The 3,158-nt window shown below is 67.6% G+C and carries 3 protein-coding genes; all 3 read left to right on the forward strand.

All coding sequences use genetic code 11. From position 1 onward, the window contains the following. The coding region (locus tag VF662_RS06230; protein WP_464138947.1) for a DUF2497 domain-containing protein at nt 1-281 on the forward strand (281 nt) is incomplete at its 5' end. Nucleotides 282-327: 46 nt separating this feature from the next. Next, nucleotides 328-2,391, forward strand: coding sequence for a prolyl oligopeptidase family serine peptidase (locus VF662_RS06235; RefSeq protein ID WP_464138948.1), 2,064 nt, complete (start codon nt 328-330; stop codon nt 2,389-2,391). Between the two features lie 10 nt (nt 2,392-2,401). Further along, a partial coding sequence (locus tag VF662_RS06240; protein ID WP_464138949.1) for a class I tRNA ligase family protein occupies nt 2,402-3,158 on the forward strand: 757 nt, incomplete at its 3' end.

Below are 3,158 nucleotides of genomic sequence, written 5' to 3' on the forward strand. Positions count from 1 at the left end.
AGGAAGACGTGCTGGAGCTCAGCGATCCGGTGTCCGAAGAGGACGGGCTGCTGTCTCCGGACTCGGCGGTCGCAAGCCGCCAGTCGCTCGCCGCGCTGGCTGCAATGCGGCAGCAGAACGAGCACGTCGCCGGCGGACCGGCCAACGAGGGGCCGCTGGAAGCGATCGTCCGCGAGATGCTCCGGCCGATGCTGAAGCAGTGGCTCGACGAGCGCCTTCCCGAGATGGTCGAGGACATGGTCGCCCGCGAGATCGCAAGGATCACCGGCAAGAGCCTCTGAGGCGGCGATTGCGCCCGCTCGGGCGGCGGTGCTAATCCCCGGCGCCATGAAAAAGCTCCTGCTCGCAAGCCTCGCCGCGCTCGCGCTGGCTCCAACCGCCGCCTCCGCCCGCACCATGACCGCGACCGACCTCGCGACGCTGAGGCGGATCGGCGCCCCTGCCGTCTCGCCCGACGGGCGCTGGGCCGTCTACCAACTCAGCGAGACCGACCTTGCCGCCAACAGGCGCCGCAACGACCTGTTCGTGCTGGATCTCGCGGCGCGCGGCGCCGCGCCGATGCGGCTGATGGCGACGCCAGACGTGAACGAGACCTCTCCAGCCTTCTCGCCCGACGGGCGCCAGATCTACTTCCTCTCCAGCAAGTCGGGCAAGCAGCAGGTCTGGCGGTTGGAGCGCGGCGCCAAGGCAGTCCAGGTCACCGATGCGGCCACCGATATTTCCGGCTTCTCCTTGTCTCCGGACGGGCAGCGGCTTGCGGTCTGGGCCGATCTCGACCTTCGCTGCAGGACCCTCGGCTGCACCGAAGTGAAGCCGACCGAAAAGACCGGCAGCGGCCGCACCTACGATCAGCTGTTCGTCCAGCATTGGGATGCCTGGGCGGAGCCGGGCGTGCGTTCGCGCATCTTCACCCTGCCGCTGGTGAACGGCAAGGCGGTGGGGACGGGAACGCCGGTCGGCGGCACCCTCATCGGCGATGCGCCCTCAAAGCCGTTCGGCGGCAATGAGGAGATCGCCTGGAGCCCCGACGGGCGAACCTTGTTCTTCACCTTGCGCGAGGCAGGGCGGATCGAATCCACCTCCACCAACATGGACATCTTCGCCGTGCCCGCGGACGGCAGCGGTGCGCCGGTGAACCTCACGGCCGGAAACCAGGCCACCGACACGCTTCCCGCCGTCTCGCCCGACGGCAAGTGGCTCGCTTATGCGGCCATGGCGCGGCCGGGCTTCGAAGCCGACCGGCAGGTGCTCCAGCTTCGGAACCTCGCCACCGGCGAGACCCGCGCGCTGACTCAAGGCTGGGACCGGTCGGTCGGATCGATCGCCTGGGCTCCGGACGGCAGGAGCCTCCTCGTGACGGCGCAGGAGGTGCTCGACCACCCCGCCTTCCGCGTCGACGTGCGCACCGGCAAGGTGACGCGGCTCACGAAGGAGGGGAATGTCGGCAACGTGCTTCCGCTCCGGAGCGGCGGCGCGGTCTACACGCTGAACAGCCTCACCGGCCCCGACGACCTCTACCGCATCGACGCAAAGGGCCGCTCGGCCCGTCTCACCGAAGTCAATGCGGACAAGCTCCGGGATCTCGACCCCGTCAGCGTCGAGCGCTTCAGCTTCGCGGGCGCGGGCGGCGACAAGGTCTGGGGCCAGATCGTGAAGCCCAAGGCGGCGCGCGGCAAGCTTCCGGTCGCCTTCCTGGTCCATGGCGGTCCGCAAAGCTCGTTCGGCAATTCCTGGTCCTATCGCTGGAATCCGATGCTGTTCGCATCGCCCGGCTATGCTGCGGTCACGGTCGATTTCCACGGCTCCACGGGCTACGGCCAGGCCTTCACCGACAGCATCAGCGGCGATTGGGGCGGCAAGCCGCTCCAGGACCTGCAGCTCGGCCTCGCCGCCGCTGCGTCCGAAGATCGTCAGCTCGACACCGCCAATGCCTGCGCCCTCGGGGCAAGCTACGGCGGCTACATGATGAACTGGATCGAGGGGAACTGGCCCGACGCATTCAAGTGCATCGTCAACCATGACGGCGTGTTCGATCTTCGCGCCATGACCTATGAGACCGAGGAATTGTGGTTCACCGAATGGGATCTCGGCGGGCCCTATTACGAGAATGCCGCCGCGATCGAGCGCTGGAACCCGGTCAATCACGTGACCAAGTGGAAGACGCCGATGCTGGTGGTGCACAGCGAGAAGGACTTCCGCATCCCGGTGACTCAGGGCCTCGCCGCCTTCACCGCCCTCCAGCGCCGCAACATACCCTCGCGGCTGCTCGTCTTCCCAGACGAGAACCATTGGGTGCTGAAGCCGAAGAACAGCATCCAATGGTATGGCGAGGTCTTCTCCTGGCTCGACCGCTGGCTCAAAGGGGGTGGCGGAGCCACCGCTGCCCGCTAAGAGCGGCCGCATGAGCGAATTGCCGAAGACCTTCGACCCGGCCGCGATCGAGAGCCGGTGGTATCCTCATTGGGAGGAGAGGGGGCTTTTCCGCCCCGATCGCTCCGATGCCGAGCCGTTCACGATCGTGATCCCCCCGCCCAACGTGACGGGATCGCTCCACATCGGCCACGCGCTCGATAATACGCTCCAGGACATCCTGATCCGCCACGCGCGCCTGCAGGGGAAGGACGCGCTTTGGGTGGTCGGCATGGACCATGCCGGCATCGCCACCCAGATGGTGGTCGAGCGCAACCTCGAGAGCCAGGGCGTGAAGCGGACGGACATGAGCCGCGAGGCTTTCGTCGAGCAAGTCTGGGAGTGGAAGGCGCAGTCCGGCGGCGCGATCACGCGTCAGCTCCGCCGCCTCGGCGCCTCGTGCGACTGGGCAAACGAGCGCTTCACCATGGACGAGGGCTTCAGCCGCGCCGTCCTGAAGGTGTTCGTCCAGCTCTACCGCGACGGCCTGCTCTACCGCGACAAGCGCCTCGTCAACTGGGACCCGAAGTTCGGCACTGCGATCTCCGACCTCGAAGTCGAGACCAAGGAAGTGCAGGGCAAGTTCTGGCACCTTCGCTACCCGCTGGAAGACGGCTCCGGCTTCGTCCACGTGGCGACGACCCGGCCGGAAACGATGCTCGCCGACATGGCGGTCGCGGTCCACCCGGACGACGGGCGCTATGCCGCGCTGGTGGGGCGCAAGCTTCGACTCCCGATCACCGGCCGGC

Origin of the sequence: Allosphingosinicella sp. (assembly GCF_036387215.1) — a bacterium.
In the GTDB taxonomy this organism is placed as follows: domain Bacteria; phylum Pseudomonadota; class Alphaproteobacteria; order Sphingomonadales; family Sphingomonadaceae; genus Allosphingosinicella.

Excerpts from the sequence above, each read along its gene's own strand:
- VF662_RS06235 (WP_464138948.1), top strand. The coding sequence starts at position 328 with ATGAAAAAGCTCCTGCTCGCAAGCCTCGCCGCGCTCGCGCTGGCTCCA.